Below are 14,173 nucleotides of genomic sequence, written 5' to 3' on the forward strand. Positions count from 1 at the left end.
AGTATTGCCTCCGCAATATCACTTGGGCATTTCAGCTTTGCAAGCCCTGTTCTAACGGTACGCCTAAGGTCATGTGGTGTCCACGAAGGTATATCAATCATTACATTGTCTTTGCGCAATCGCCACGCAGTTTCAGTTAACAACTTTTGAGGTATCGGCTTTTTAGTCAAAAGAGAGGGGAATAAACAATCACCTGTGATTAATTTCAGTGAATGAAGAAAGTCGATAGCTTGTCTTGGCAGCTGAACATATCGCTCGGTATCAGTTTTCGTTTCTTTTAAATGGAATGTACCATTACTTAGATCAATATCTCGCCAATAAGCACCACAGATTTCTCCGGTTCGACACCCTGTCCATAGCGTCATTCTGAGCACGTTTTTCTGTGGAATAGTAAAACCAGAACTTGGTAACCAGAGAAGAAATTTTTTTAGCTCTTCATCACTAAGAATTCGAGTTCCTTTTTGACATGTTAAACGCACTTTCGCTAATTTTAATCTTTTCTTTGCGTTCGTAACTGGGTTTACAAAGTGCTCATCCAGTTTACCCGTTCCAATTGCATAATCGAAAGCAGCTGATAGCTCACGAAGAACACTACCAGCTTGAACATTCGCTCCCCGCGCAACAATCTCCATGACCAAAGCCACGATATCGTTAGCTAGCACCTCCGTGGCTAACCTCTCTCCGAATACACGCACAGGATCGTTATAGAGAGTCCTTCGAGTTTCTGCTTGCCCTTTGGGTTTACGGGCTCCAGGTAAAATCCCTCCTTCCTTGGCGTGCCGATCTTCGATGTGCTCAGTCAGGTAAAGCTCGATCATGTCAGTGATGGTAAACGGTGCAACGACTTCAGGTTCCTGCTCGAGCTTGACTTTAACTGCGCTCAGCTCTGTAGCCGGACAGACACCTTGATGCCTCATCAGCTTCAATTCCTTGAACTTGGTCCTTGCCTCCTCCAATGACATGGCAGGAAAGACACCTAAGGTGACTTGCTTTTGTTTACGCGGATTCAAAGGGTCATTGTAGCGGTAGTAAAAGCTTTTCTTTCCCGTTTTCCCGCACGCTACTCGCAATCCTCGGTAATCACCGATGTCGACTTTATCTTTGTCTCCTGGCTTCATCGACTCAATTGCCTTGTAAGAAAGCGGTTTGCTATTCTGGGGCGCAGCCATCACTTACATCCTTTCATATCGTTTTTTATGAGAGAAAAGCGTAGGTTTTCATTCTAATCACGTTCATCATCACACAAACCTACGCTTTAGCCTACGCTTAGAAGCAAGATTCAGTGAGCTTAGGTGAGACAAACTGAACCATGCTGAGCTTTAACAAAGAATAAAGGCAGTTTAAGAACAGCAACTTAACGGCGAGCAGACATTGATAACAATAGAAAATCTACAACAACACACACCTATGATGCAGCAGTATCTGACCCTCAAGGCCGAGAACCCGGAGATCCTGCTGTTCTACCGGATGGGCGATTTCTACGAGCTGTTCTATGACGATGCCCGCAAGGCCTCCCAGCTGCTCGACATCTCCCTGACCAAGCGTGGCCAGTCGGCCGGCAGCCCCATTCCGATGGCAGGGGTGCCCTATCACGCCATCGAAGGGTATCTCGCCAAGCTGGTGCAGCTGGGCGAATCTGCCGCCATCTGTGAACAGGTGGGGGATCCCGCCACCAGCAAGGGGCCGGTGGAGCGCAAGGTCATTCGCATCATCACCCCGGGCACCGTCTCCGACGAGGCGCTGCTCAGCGAGCGGCAGGACAACCTGATCGCCGCCGTCTACCACGATGGCCGCCGCTTCGGCTATGGCACCATGGACATAGGCTCCGGCCGCTTCTTCATCAACCAGTTCGAGAAAGAAGAGACCCTGCTGGCGGAGCTGCAGCGCACCAACCCGGCCGAGCTGCTCTACCCCGAATCCTTCGCCTTCCTGCACCACGTCGAGGGTCGCCGCGGTCTGCGCCGCCGCCCGGAGTGGGAGTTCGAGCTGGGTACCGCCCGCAAGCTGTTGTGCCAGCAGTTCGGTACCCAGGATCTGGTAGGCTTCGGGGTCGAGCAGAGCGAGACCGCCCTGTGCGCCGCCGGCTGTCTGATGCAATACGTCAAAGACACCCAGCGCACTGCCCTGCCCCACATTCGCAACGTGCGCCTGGAGCAGCCCGATCATGCGGTCATCATGGATGCCGCCACCCGCCGCAACCTGGAGCTGACCCAGAACCTGGCCGGCGGCCACGACAACACCCTCTCCGCCGTGCTGGACTGCACCGCCACCCCCATGGGGAGCCGGCTGCTCAAACGCTGGATCCACCAGCCGATCCGCGACCGGGTGATCCTCAAAGGCCGTCAGAGCACCATCAAGGAGCTCATCGAGCAGAACCTTTACGATGATCTGGGTGGCTTGTTGCGTCAGGTCGGCGACGTGGAGCGGGTGCTGGCGCGCCTGGCCCTGCGCTCGGCCCGTCCGCGCGATCTGACTCGTCTGCGGCAGGCCTTCGCCCAGCTGCCGGAACTGCAACAGCTGCTGGCCGGCAGCGAGCACGAGGCGGTGCAGCAGCTGCGCGAGCGGGCCAGCACCTTCCCAGAGCTGCTGGACCTGCTGGAGCGCGCCGTGATGGAGGTGCCGCCGGTGCTCATTCGCGATGGCGGCGTCATCCGCGAAGGGTTCAACCAGGAGCTGGACGAACTGCGGGATCTGGCCAACGGCGCCACCGCCAGCCTGGCCCGCATCGAGGAGCGCGAGCGGCTGCTGACCGGCATCAACACCCTCAAGGTGGGTTACAACAAGGTGCACGGCTTCTATATCGAGGTAAGCCGCGCCAACAGCCATCTGGTGCCGGCCCACTACATCCGCCGCCAGACGCTGAAGAACAACGAGCGCTACATCATCGATGAGCTTAAAAAATACGAGGACAAGGTGCTCACCGCCCAGGCCCAGGCGCTGGCACTGGAAAAACGTCTCTACGAAGAGCTGCTCGATGCCCTGCTGCCGCATCTTGGCGATCTGCAGGAGTCCGCTGCCGCGCTGGCGGAGCTGGACGTGCTGGCCAACCTGGCGGAGCGGGCCGAGACCCTCGACTACCGCTGCCCCACCTTGATCGACGAGGCTCAGATCCTGATCGAGGCGGGCCGCCATCCGGTGGTGGAGCAGGTGATGACAGACCCCTTTATCGCCAACCCCATCCGGCTGGAGCGGGATCGGCGGATGCTGATCATCACAGGCCCCAACATGGGCGGTAAATCCACCTACATGCGCCAGACCGCGCTGATCGTGCTGCTGGCCCATATTGGTGCCTTCGTGCCGGCCGACAGCGCCCGCATCGGCCCCATCGACCGCATTTTTACCCGCATCGGGGCATCGGACGATCTCGCCTCCGGCCGTTCCACCTTTATGGTGGAGATGACCGAGACCGCCAATATCCTCAACAACGCCACCGCCCGCAGCCTGGTACTGATGGACGAGATCGGCCGCGGCACCAGCACCTACGACGGCCTCTCCCTGGCGTGGGCCTGTGCCGAGCAGCTGGCGAGCAAGATTGGCGCCTACACCCTGTTCGCCACCCACTACTTCGAGCTGACCCGGCTGCCGGAGCTGATGGAAGGACTTGCCAATGTCCACTTGGACGCGGTGGAACACGGCGACACCATCGCCTTCATGCACGCGGTGCAGGAGGGGGCGGCCAGTCGCTCCTACGGCCTGCAGGTAGCGGCGCTGGCGGGGGTGCCCAAATCGGTGATCCAGCAGGCCCGTCACAAGCTGCACGAGCTGGAGAGCGCCACCCCGGTGGCCGCTGGTGAAGTGCGCCCGGCCCCGGTCGCCCTGCCGCCCCAGAGCCATCCGGTAGTTGATGAGCTGGAAGCGGTGCGCCCGGACGAGCTGACCCCGCGCCAGGCGCTGGATCTGCTCTATCGCCTCAAGCAGATGCTGTAACCCGTCACCAACACAGCAATAAAAAGGGGAACCGCGAGGTTCCCCTTTTCGTTTTCATGGTTCGCCCTGTCGTCAGGCCGGCCCTATCCTGTCCATCAGGCTCATGTGGCTGGAGCCCTCGTGGCGCTTGAGCTTCTGGCGATACTCGAACTGGTGCTGACTCTCCTGCTTGAGGCCCAGCATCAGGGAGTAGCACATGGCCAGCATGATCACCGAGAAGGGCAACGCGGCTATGATGCTGGCGGCCTGCAGGGCGGCCAGTCCGCCAGAGACCAGCAGAATGGCGGCCACCAGCCCCTGACCCAACCCCCAGACGGCGCGGTGCAACACGGGGGGCTCCTGATCCCCGATGGAGAGCAGGGTCGTAATGACCAGCGTGCCCGAGTCGCTGGAGGTGATGAAGTAGGTGCAGATGAGCAGGGTCAGCACCCCCTTGGCGATCCAGCCGAAGGTCTCCCAGTGCAGCAGCTCCACCGTCTTGTAGAGCGCCAGGGTGACATCCTGATTGACCGCGGCCACCACGCCGCCACTGCCGAACAGCTCCAGATTCATCGCTGTGCCACCAAACACGGTGAGCCAGAACATGCCGAGCAGGGAGGGCACCAGCAAGACGCCGAGCACGAACTCGCGGATGGTACGCCCCTTGGAGATGCGGGCGATGAACATGCCGACAAAGGGCGCCCACGCGATCCACCAGCCCCAGTAGAAGGCGGTCCAGCTCGACTGCCAGGCCGAGGTGCCGTTGGCTTCGGTGTTGGTCCAGAAGCTCAGCTTGACGATGTTCTGCAGGTAGTCACCTATGTTCTGCACATAAGCGTTGAGGATGTAGGTGATCGGCCCCAGCACCAGGAAGAGGCCCAGCACGAACACGCTCAGCCAGATATTGAGCTCGGAGAGGATCTTCACCCCGCGTCCGACGCCGGAGACGGCCGACAGGGTGGCGATCAGGCTGATGCCGCCGATGAGCCAGAGCTGGTTCGCCTGCGAGACCTCCATGCCGAACATCTGGTTGAGGCCGGTATTCATCTGGGAGACCCCCAGGCCAAGGGAGGTCGCCACCCCGAACACGGTACCAAACACCGCCAGCACGTCGGCGGCATGACCCCAGAAGCCGTAGATGCGATCGCCGAGCAGCGGATAGAGCACGGAGCGGATGGCCAGCGGCAGCTTGCGCCGGTAGCTGAAGAAGGCGAGCGACAGGCCGACGATCACGTAGATGGCCCAGGGGTGCAGGCCCCAGTGGAAGAAGGTGAGACGCATGGCGATCTGGGCCGCCTCCGGGGTCATTCCCTCGGTGACGAAGGGGTTGCCCTGCAGGTGGTTCATGGGCTCGGCGATGCTCCAGAACACCAACCCTATCCCCATGCCGGCGCTGAACAGCATGGCGAACCAGGCGAAGTAGCCAAACTCCGGTACCTGGTCGTCGTCACCCAGCCGGATGCTGCCGAAGCGGCTGAACATCAGATAGATGGCGAAGAACAGGAACAGGGCGACCACCAGGATGTAGTACCACTTGAACCCGGCAATGATCTTGTCCTTGGCCCCCACGAACCAGGTGGCGGCGGTTTCGGGGACGAACATCCCGAACAGCAGGAACAGGGTGATGACGGTGAGCGCCGTCATGGCCATGGTCGGGTTGAGGCCTTTGAACAGCCCTTTGTTTGCTCTCATCTGGCCTCCTTAGTCGTTGTTGAAAAAGTCTTCACCCACGTGATCACCGGCACCGCCGATGGCGCGGTAGACCAGCTTGCCGGCCGTCTGCACCCGATGATCCACCAGGCTGACGGACGGCTGACCGTTCACCGCGTGCCGCTTGCCGAGGAAGATGGCCATGGGCACGCCCAGGTTGGAGATGCCGCTGGTGATCCAGAGCCGGTTGAAGTCGTAGGAGCCGCCGATGAACTCCAGCTGGGCCAGCCCGGTATCGAGGCCGGTCAGGTAGAAGTTCATGGCGCTCTCGTCCGGGAAGAGGTGCACCAGCACATAGGCATAGCGCAATTCGTTCACCAACTCCTTTAGGTTGAAAGAACCGGTCTCACTGCAGGAGAGCGGCAACTCACCGTCGTAGTGATGCACCTTGAGGTTGTTGGGATCTTCGTCATAGGCGGGCTGGTAACGCACGAAAGCCGAGGTGTCAGGCAGCTCGTAGCGGACTCTGACCACTCGAAGGTCGGCCACCAGCGCTTTGATGTCCAGTTCGTCACTCATCATCTTGCTCCTCAAAACAGCAGGGAAAAATAGGGGGAAAGCTCATTACCCTAACACAAAATAATTAGAGCAGAAAAGATTACAGTAAAAACCATATTGACCTTGTGACGAATTAGGCGGAGAATTTTGCGCCTCCCAATCACCCCTCGACGATTTCATACCCCATGGAAAAACATGATGAAGTGCTGGTCGCCCTGCGCCAGATCATTCGTGCCATCGACATGCACTCCAAGCGCTTGATCAAGGAGGCAGGCCTCACCTCGCCCCAGCTCTTGCTGCTCAAGGGGATCGACGAGCTGGGCCAGATCTCCATGCGTCAGCTGGCGGATCACACCAACATGAGCCAGGCCACCGCCACCACCATAATGGACCGCCTCGAGAGCCGCCAGCTGGTGCAACGCATCCGCAGCGAAACCGACAAGCGCAAGGTGCACGCGACACTGACTGACGCAGGCCGAGCCCTGCTGGCCCAGGCGCCGACCCCACTGCAGGAGCGCTTCATTCAGCGTTTTCAAGCACTTGAGACTTGGGAGCAAACCCTGCTGCTCTCCTCTTTGCAGCGTATCTCCACCATGATGAATGCCGACGAGATAGACGCGGCCCCGGTGCTGAGCGTCCGGCCCCTCACCGAAGAGCGGGCATAAAAAAAGCTCCCGAACGGGAGCTTTTTTATGGGCCGAGGCGAGCGGGATCACTCTTCCAGGCTGATGCCGATATTGGAGACACCGTCCTGCGCGGCGAAGGCACGCACCGCCAGGATGCGGTCGCTGTCACGCTCGTGGGCCACCCGCTTGAGCAGCTCGACCTGGAACTCCAGCTCGGCCTCCATGTATTCGTGCTCGTAGAGCTCCTCATCGGTGAGGTCGCGCTCTTCCAGCATCTCGATGAAACCGGCGACCGTACCGACCGACGCATGGCTGGCGTCGTTGGCCTCTTCCCCCACCCGGCAGATCACCGAGTTGTAGGCGCAGCCCAAGGCGACACAGGCATCCAGCGCCGGATAGGCACCGTAGGATTCGAACTTGCTGGGTTCCGGAATGTAGACTTCGAACGCTTCCAGAATCGCCCCCAGATTGACCCGGGATCCTTTCACCGTCAGGTAGTTCCACATCTGATCCAGGGCGTGACGAAATGCCTTCGCATCCCCGAAACCGGAGGCCTGGGAAAACAGCGCATAGTTGGGGTACATGCGCTCTGCCAGCGCCAGGGTGTAGACCGTCTGTTGCCAAGGCTGTAGCTCGGCCAGTCGCTTATAAAACTTGTCACCAAACACTGGAGTCGGATCCTTTGCAAAATGTGGGGCAGATTGTAGCCCACGAGGGGCCGCGCGAAAACGAAAAAGCGGCCTGGTCGGCTATGTTGGCCGGTCAACTCGGGTAAGATGAAGGCAGAGCGGCCTCTCTCCCGCGCCGCAAATCTGATAAGGAACAAGAGTATGAGTCAACGTACCCTTCTTTTGCTCAGCCAGGACAATGCTCACTACGAGCGCCTGCTCAAGGCGGCCCACCTCCCTCATCTGCGCATTCTGAGAGCCGACAACCAGAGCGACGCCGAGAAAGTGATCGGCGAGGCCCACATCCTGATGGCCGAACCGGCGCGCGCCAAACCGCTGCTGGCCAAGGCCGGCAAACTCAGCTGGCTGCAATCCACCTACGCCGGGGTCGACGTGCTGCTGGATGCCAGCTGCCGCCGTGACTACCAGCTCACCAACGTGCGCGGCATCTTCGGCCCGCTGATGAGTGAGTACGTGTTCGGTCATCTGCTCAGCCTGATGCGCCAGATCCCCCTCTACCGGGAGCAGCAGAAGCAGCGGCTGTGGCAGAGCCACCCCTATCACGGTCTCAAGGGACGCACCCTGCTGATCCTGGGCACCGGCAGCATAGGCCAGCACATCGCCCACACCGGCAAGCACTTCGGCATGAAGGTGCTCGGCGTCAGCCGCAGTGGCCGCGAACGGGCCGGTTTCGACCAGGTATATCAGCTGCCCGCCCTCAACAAGATGCTGGCACAGGCCGACGTCATCGTCAGCGTGCTGCCCGCCACCCGCGAGACCCATCATCTCTTCACCGCCGCCCGTTTCGAGCACTGCAAGCCGGGAGCCATCCTGTTCAACGTAGGGCGCGGCAACGCCATCCATGAAGGTGACCTGCTCACGGCGCTGCGCACCGGCAAGCTGGGAATGGCGGTGCTGGACGTGTTTGCGCAGGAGCCGTTGCCCGCCGACAGCCCGCTCTGGGGCCAGCCCAACCTCATCATCACGCCGCACAACAGCGCCTACAGCTTCCCCGAGGATGTGGCCCAGATCTTCGTGCGTAACTACATCCGTTTCATCGACGGCCAACCGCTGGACGGCAAGATAGACTTCGACAAGGGCTATTGATGGCCATCAGCCAATAAAAAAAGGCCCCGCCAGAGTGGCGGGGCCTTTTTGTTTCGGCGAGAGAGGCATCAACCGGCCTCCATCTCCTTGCGATAGCTCTTCACCTTGGCGAGGAACTGGCGCTTCTCCTTGCCGGAGAGCGGTTCCGCCATCGGCAGCTTGACCTTCATGGCATCGACCGGGCGGTTGTTGATCCGCACCTCGTAGTGCAGGTGGGCGCCGGTGGAACGACCCGTGTTGCCGGAGAGCGCAATCTTGTCGCCCATCTTCACCTTCTGGCCGGTTTTCACCAGCAGCTTGCTCAGGTGCAGGTAACGGGTCATCAGGGTACGACCGTGCTTGATCACCACATAGGTGCCGGCCAGCGGGTGACTGGTGGCCTTGAGCACGACACCGTCACCGGTAGCCAATACAGGCGTGCCGACCGGCAGAGCAAAGTCGGTGCCCTCGTGAGGCCGCACCTGGCCGGTGATCGGGTGACGACGATTCGGGTTGAAGCTGGAGCTGACCCGGTAGCGGCTGTGAGTCGGGTAACGGCGGAAACCGCGCTCCAGGCTGTTGCCCTGCCCATCGTAGTAATTGCCATCTTCGGACAGCCAGGCGGAGACATTCTGACCCTGACTGAACACTTCCACCCCGAGCAGCTGGGTGTTGCCTGTGCTCTTGCCCTCGACCGTCTCCTGGCGCACCAGCACCTTGAACTTGTCGCCCTTTTTCAGATCCTTGGCGAAGTTGAGCCGCCACTGGAACAGGTTGGCAATTTTCTGGATATGGTTGGCCGGGACCCCCGCATTGCGGGCACTCACATAGAAGCTGCCATTGATGACGCCGTCATAGCTCTTCTTCTGCCACTCCACCTCTTCATTGAGCATGTTGGCGCTGTAGGTGTCGTCGGTACGCTCCAGCACCAGGGTCTGCTTAATGTTCAGGCGGATCTTCATCTGCTGCAGTATGTTGTCCTGATCGATCAGCAGCTCGATGGTCTGGCCCGGCTTGAGCCGCGCCAGATTGTTCTTGGTGTCGGCATCCAGCACCTTGTAGAGGGTGGTGGTGGAGAGACCCAGGTTGTTGAAGATGGTGGTCAGATTCTCGCCATTGCGAACCCGGTAATCCTGCCACTGGGGGGTGGCGTCGGCCGGGATATCATCTTCCGGCGTCGCGGCTTCTACCAGCTCGTGATCCGGGATGTCGTTGAAGTCCGTATTGTCTTCGTTGGTTGCTGTGCCATTGGTGGCGATCGGCAACTCCAGTCGCAGCGGCCGCTCCAGGATGTCACCCGGGGCTGGCAATATGGCTACCGCCGACAGCGTCATGGCCGTCAGCAGTAGCATGGCGTAAAAGTGTTTGCGGGGAACCGGGGGTTCCCAATTGGCGGCCTGCGCTACCAAGGGACGGAGACGTTTCATCCGCTATCCTGTCATTAGATCCAAGGGTGTTAGTGGTCAGTCTGTTTGTTATGAAACCGTATAAAACTGATTGTTTGACCTAAATACTCACAATTAGTTCATAGCAATCTGCATGAACCTCACATTTTATGCATAACATTCCTTCATGGGCAGAAATGATCGTCTTTTTTAACCATTTTTTCCTATTTTTAAGAGCCGGGTCAGCTCACGTCAGACCCCAGGTTTCAACATGTTGCGGTAACTTTTCCATGGAGTGGATATGTCGTTAGCGAAACTGTTAAATCGAATAATCCTGATTTTGTTCCTGATTGGCGCCGTCCTGCTGTTCATACTGGAAGTCACCACGGTACGGCAATCCATCCTCGATCAGATGTCCGCCAACCTGGAAACCGCCATCACCGCCCTCGGGCTGGTGCTGCAAGGCACCCTGCTCAACGATGACAAGGTACTGGCCGAGACCATAGTCAACGCCATGTTCGACGGAGGCTTCGTCAGCGCGGTCACCCTGCTGGATCCGGATGGCCAGGTGCTGTTTCAGAAGATCTTCCACACCGCGCAACAGAACGTACCGACCTGGCTCCCCTCTGTTATCGACATGCCGCCGGTAAAAATTGAGCAGGAGCTGACCGATGGCTGGCGCATGCTGGGCACCCTCACCCTGGAAGGACACACTGGCTATGCCTACCAGCATCTGTGGAATGCGATCAGCCGTACCGGCACGGCGCTGCTGGCTGGTCTGCTGGTGTTCACCCTGGTGATCTCCTGGGTCTGCAAACGGCTGCTGCGCCCGCTCGAGCAGATCAATCTGCAACTGGTGAAGATCCGCAAGCGCCAGTTCAGCGGCACCCTGGACGCTCCCTGGCTGCAGGATCTCAAAGAGCTGGCCGGCTCGGTCAACCAGCTGGTGTCGGAACGCAAACGGGATCTGCTGCAGCAGCGGCTCAAGATAAGCCAGCTCGGCAAACAGATCCCCATGGCCAATGAGCCGCTGCAGACCCTGACCTGCGCAGGAGAGGGGTTGTTGCAACAACACTTCTTCTCGACCCAGGGCAGCATTCGTCTTTACAGCCGCCTCATTCCGGAAGCCACCCCGTCACTGAACAGTTCACCGGACGAGATCCGGCATCTGCTCGATCTCTGGCTGCACCATGCAGTCGAGGGATTGCAACTGCCGCTCAGCCTGCTCGGCCACCCCGACTGGGCTCAGTTTGCACCTCTGCTGGCCAAGGGCAGAGGCAAGACCCTCGATTGGCGCTGGGATCAGGAACATGTGCCACCCCTTGCCCAGGAGCGGCTGGCCGCCTTGCAGGAACAAGGGGTGGAGATGGCCTTCAGCGCCATCCCGATGACAAATGAGACCTTCAATCAGCTCGACCCCATCAATCCTGTCTTCATCAGCTGCCAGCCAACCCAGGCCCCGCTCTATTGGAATCTGGTAGCCCAGTGCCTGCACAGTGCGGGCTACACCCTGCTGGCAGAAGCCGGCGACATTCAGGATATCGACACCCTGCGCAACTGGGGCATCGATGGCTACGCCGGCAAGGAGGCATGATGAACAGGACTGGATTGTTGCTCGCCCTGCTGTGGCCACTGCCGCTGCTGGCCAACCCCACCACCATAGCCACCGGCGGTGAACAGGGGATCTATCACCAGATCGCCAGAGAGTTCTGCCGGCTCGCCAACAAAAGCGATCCCGGACTGGAGTGCAAGCCGCAGGCGACCTCGGGCTCCATCGAAAATCTGCGCCAGTTGAAAAGTGGCGAGGCAAGCTATGCGCTGGTGCAGTCGGACTGGCTCTACCAGGCCAGCAATGGCCTGGGTCCGTATGCCAGTCAGCCACAGCCAGAGCTTCGGGCCATCTTCGCCACTCACGCCGAGCCCTTTACCATAGTGGTGAGGGCCGACGGCGACATCACCAGCCTGGAGCAACTCAAGCTGGCCCCCATCGACATGGGACTCAAGAGTTCCGGCACCCGCCAGACGGCGCTCGCCCTGTTCAACGTGCTGGGTGCCAAGGAGCAGGATCTCGATCTCAAGAGCGTGGCCAATCTGGCCGAGTCACTGTGCAGCAAACAGATCGACGCCTATGGTCTGGTGATGGGCCACCCCAACCGCATCGTGCTGGATACCGCCAAACGCTGCGCGGTGCGTTTCCTGCCGATCGAGGGGGCAACCCGGGATCTGCTGCTCAAGGGAGTCAAGTATTACCAGCGCAGCCAGATCCCTGCGCGTATCTATCCGGGCAACCTCAAGGCGACGCCGACCTTTGCCATCGCCGCCACCCTGGTAACCACCGCCAGCACGCCACAGGACGACGTTTACCGCCTGACCCGGGCCATGCTGGCCCAGCAAACCAAGTTCAATGAGCAGACCTACGGTTACGCCAACCTGTTTCACCAGGCGCGCAATAAAACCGGCCCGGTGCTGAGCATCGAACAGCATCCGGGCGCGGCAAAATACTTCGAGGAGTTGAAAGCGGCGGGCAAGCTATAGCTGACGGCGGGGGGAGCGCAACTGCTCGCTGGAGAAGCGGGTCTTCATCGAAGTCCACTGCGCCAGCCTGTCGGCACTGCCAGCCAGGGTCCCTTCCCGGCGTGACTTCATGATCCAGATGCTCTTGGCATCAAAACTGTAGACGGGGATAAGATCGGTCCGCTTGCTGCCGGGCAGGATCCGGTTGTTGATGTTGTCGAGCACCAGCGGATCCGACTTGGGGGTCGCGAAGTAGAGCGTCACCATGTGGAACTGGTTGTACTTGACTGCCTTGACGTAAGCCAGCCGCAGCTTCTTCTCGTCCACCCCAAGCTCCATCAGGGTGTAGTACTTGGAGATGCTGTAATCCTCGCAGTCACCACCGCGGGCACCGATAAACTCCAGCGGGTTGGCCCAGTAATCCTCCATCCCCCATAACTTGGGATCATCGCTGTAGGTCAGGTTGTTGAAGTAGTTGTTGACCAGCTCGATCTTCTGCTGATCCGTGGTGCCGGCCCTTGGCGTCAGCAGACGTGAGAAGGCCTCCGCCCGCTGGAGGGCTCGGCCGCCATAGACCTCCTGCAATTTTGCCTGCAGTGCAGGGCTGGCCATGTATTCGGAGAGGCGGGAAGCCTGCACGCTGGCACAGCAGAGCGCCAACGTGCAGGTGGGAACGAGCAGCCATTTCATACCAGACACTCCCTGTCAGATGCTGGAGGTCAGTATAGTTGCCCCTGGCTGCCCCAGTGGCGAGCACGCGGGTGCTTCGACGCGGTCAACGGCACTCGGCGAAGGCGTCGGCCAGCTGCTGCATGAAGCGGGGATAGCCATCCGGACCGAGCGGCACCTGTTCACCGACTTCGTCCAGCAGCAACACCTTGGCGCCGGTATTGCGGGCGACCGACTCAATAACCGCCGGCGAGAACTGCGGCTCGGCATAGATGCAGCTCGCTTTTTTCTCTTCCAGCGCCTTGCGGATCTCCACCAGGGTCTTGGCGCCGGGGCGTCGCTCCGGGCTCACGGTAAAGTGGCCCTTGGAGCTCATGCCGTAGTGGCGCTCCCAGTAGCCATAAGCCTCATGAAACACGAAGTAGCCCTTCTGGTTCACCGCCTTCATCTGCTCGGCAATCACCTTGTCCTTGGCCTCCACCTTGGCCTTGAACGCCAGCAGGTTGGCGCGATAACGCTCGGCGTTGGCAGGATCCTGAGCGCTCAGGGTTTCGCTCAGAGCATTGGCGATGACCAGCGCCTGGGTCGGACCCAGCCAGATGTGGGGGTCGACGCCCTCGTGGTGGTGCCCCTCATGACCGTCGTGGTCATGGCCCTCATGCGCCTCGTCGGCATGCTCTTCGTGGCCATCCTGTTTGCTGTAATCGAACAGCGGCATCCCTTCCACCCGGGTCAGGGTCAGCACATGAGGATGCTTGGCCAGCGGCTTGGCCATGAAACCTTCCAGCTCGGGGCCGACCCACACCACCAGATCGGCCTCGTTGATGCTGAGAATATCGGAGGGGCGCAGGGAGAAATCATGGGGCGAAGCGCCGGTCGGCAGCAACACCTTGGGCTCGCTCACGCCGTCGGTGATGGCGGCGGCGATGAAACCCAGCGGCTTGATGGTGGTCAGCACCTCGAGGGCGCGGACAGGCAGACTCACCGCCAGCAGGGCAGTGATCAGGGCAAGAATTCGCATAGAGATCTCGTCAGGAAGTGTGTGTGTGATAATATAACAAACCAACGTTATTGTTATATTATAACTCTCACAGGCTGTAAGCCCCGGAGC

The 14,173-nt window shown here is 59.6% G+C and carries 12 protein-coding genes; 5 read left to right on the plus strand and 7 right to left on the minus strand.

What is annotated here, in order from left to right:
- Positions 1-1,169, minus strand: a 1,169-nt coding sequence (locus tag CAK78_RS01760) for a tyrosine-type recombinase/integrase (RefSeq protein ID WP_141214099.1), incomplete at its 3' end; no start/stop codon positions are given.
- Between the two features lie 202 nt (positions 1,170-1,371).
- On the opposite strand from CAK78_RS01760, the gene mutS reads away from it, so the two are divergent.
- Complete coding sequence (mutS, locus tag CAK78_RS01765) at positions 1,372-3,927, plus strand: DNA mismatch repair protein MutS (protein WP_094696155.1); 2,556 nt, start codon at positions 1,372-1,374, stop codon at positions 3,925-3,927.
- A gap of 72 nt (positions 3,928-3,999) precedes the next feature.
- Here the strand turns inward: mutS and CAK78_RS01770 are convergent, their stop codons facing one another.
- Positions 4,000-5,598, minus strand: a complete 1,599-nt coding sequence (locus tag CAK78_RS01770) for a BCCT family transporter (RefSeq protein WP_094696156.1) — start codon at positions 5,596-5,598, stop codon at positions 4,000-4,002.
- Positions 5,599-5,607: 9 nt separating this feature from the next.
- Positions 5,608-6,135, minus strand: coding sequence for a hypothetical protein (locus tag CAK78_RS01775; protein WP_005305191.1), 528 nt, complete (start codon positions 6,133-6,135; stop codon positions 5,608-5,610).
- A gap of 164 nt (positions 6,136-6,299) precedes the next feature.
- Between CAK78_RS01775 and CAK78_RS01780 the strand changes: the two genes are divergently transcribed.
- Positions 6,300-6,779 carry a MarR family winged helix-turn-helix transcriptional regulator gene (locus CAK78_RS01780; RefSeq protein ID WP_005305194.1) on the plus strand — a complete coding sequence of 160 codons (480 nt, stop codon included), beginning with the start codon at positions 6,300-6,302 and terminating at the stop codon, positions 6,777-6,779.
- Between the two features lie 47 nt (positions 6,780-6,826).
- Here the strand turns inward: CAK78_RS01780 and CAK78_RS01785 are convergent, their stop codons facing one another.
- The gene (locus CAK78_RS01785; protein WP_005305197.1) at positions 6,827-7,408 is read right to left on the minus strand and encodes a YjaG family protein; all 582 of its coding nucleotides are present in this window, start codon (positions 7,406-7,408) and stop codon (positions 6,827-6,829) included.
- 162 nt (positions 7,409-7,570) lie between these two features.
- Here CAK78_RS01785 and CAK78_RS01790 point away from each other — a divergent pair, with 162 nt between their 5' ends.
- On the plus strand, positions 7,571-8,515 hold the full coding sequence (locus CAK78_RS01790; RefSeq protein WP_094696157.1) for a D-2-hydroxyacid dehydrogenase: 945 nt from the start codon (positions 7,571-7,573) through the stop codon (positions 8,513-8,515).
- Positions 8,516-8,583: 68 nt separating this feature from the next.
- On the opposite strand, the gene mepM is transcribed toward CAK78_RS01790, so the two are convergent.
- A complete protein-coding gene (mepM, locus tag CAK78_RS01795) occupies positions 8,584-9,921 on the minus strand; it encodes a murein DD-endopeptidase MepM (protein ID WP_094696158.1) in 1,338 nt (445 codons plus the stop codon).
- 259 nt (positions 9,922-10,180) lie between these two features.
- Between mepM and CAK78_RS01800 the strand changes: the two genes are divergently transcribed.
- Complete coding sequence (locus tag CAK78_RS01800; protein WP_094696159.1) at positions 10,181-11,473, plus strand: LapD/MoxY N-terminal periplasmic domain-containing protein; 1,293 nt, start codon at positions 10,181-10,183, stop codon at positions 11,471-11,473.
- Positions 11,473-12,414, plus strand: a complete 942-nt coding sequence (locus tag CAK78_RS01805; RefSeq protein WP_094696160.1) for a TAXI family TRAP transporter solute-binding subunit — start codon at positions 11,473-11,475, stop codon at positions 12,412-12,414. The genes CAK78_RS01800 and CAK78_RS01805 overlap by 1 nt, the downstream gene beginning before the upstream one ends.
- Here CAK78_RS01805 and CAK78_RS01810 read toward each other — a convergent pair.
- Both CAK78_RS01810 and znuA read right to left on the minus strand, forming a co-directional pair.
- A complete protein-coding gene (locus CAK78_RS01810) occupies positions 12,409-13,083 on the minus strand; it encodes a transglutaminase-like cysteine peptidase (protein WP_005305212.1) in 675 nt (224 codons plus the stop codon). The two genes, CAK78_RS01805 and CAK78_RS01810, sit on opposite strands and share 6 nt — an antisense overlap.
- A gap of 85 nt (positions 13,084-13,168) precedes the next feature.
- Positions 13,169-14,083, minus strand: coding sequence for a zinc ABC transporter substrate-binding protein ZnuA (znuA, locus tag CAK78_RS01815; RefSeq protein ID WP_094696161.1), 915 nt, complete (start codon positions 14,081-14,083; stop codon positions 13,169-13,171).
- Positions 14,084-14,173: the final 90 nt, after the last annotated feature.

It is taken from the genome of Aeromonas sp. A35_P, from assembly GCF_002259925.1.
GTDB lineage: Bacteria > Pseudomonadota > Gammaproteobacteria > Enterobacterales > Aeromonadaceae > Aeromonas > Aeromonas dhakensis.